The sequence below is a fragment of the Tolypothrix sp. VBCCA 56010 genome, assembly GCF_050875635.1.
Lineage (GTDB): Bacteria > Cyanobacteriota > Cyanobacteriia > Cyanobacteriales > Nostocaceae > Hassallia.
Window position 1 is genome coordinate 1 of sequence record NZ_JBPAOH010000418.1, and the last position, 581, is coordinate 581.

A 581-nucleotide genomic window follows, 5' to 3' on the forward strand; every position below is an offset into this window, starting at 1 on the left:
TATTAATAAAATTCCGCCAGGACGACTTTATACTCAAAAGTATTGTCCTCGGGGTAATATGGAGAATTGTCTAAAAGAACAAAAGTTAGGATTGCACAGTGATAGGACTAGTACCCACACATTTGAAGGAAATCAATTACGTTTGTGGTTTGCATCGATTGCTTACATTTTAATAAATGCCCTGCGAGAGCAATGTTTAGCAAAAACGGAATTCAAAAATGCAACTGTTGAGACTATCCGCGCAAAACTATTGAAGTTAGGGGCAGTTATTACTATTAGTAAACGACGAGTTTTAATCGCAATTAGCAGTGCTTGCCCTTATCAGGAGATTTTTACAACGGTTTATAAGTGTTTATCTCAACTACCAAGTCAGTCAATTGTCAATAATGGTCTAATTTAATTAACAAGTAATAACTGAATTCTGGTTTTTAATAACTAATTTTTTGGGTTATTTTACTTGATTTAACCCATCAATTGCCATGTCAATTTTTATCACTAAAAGTTTTTTGCTTCAGTATTAAGCACTTCTAATGTATTTTATCTATCTTCAGATACTTCGACTTTTACTTGAAAATACCAGG

1 protein-coding gene is annotated in these 581 nt (G+C 32.9%); it reads left to right on the forward strand.

The window, feature by feature from the left end:
* Positions 1 to 400, forward strand: a 400-nt coding sequence (locus AABK37_RS41815; protein WP_432557246.1) for a transposase, incomplete at its 5' end; no start/stop codon positions are given.
* Positions 401 to 581: the final 181 nt, after the last annotated feature.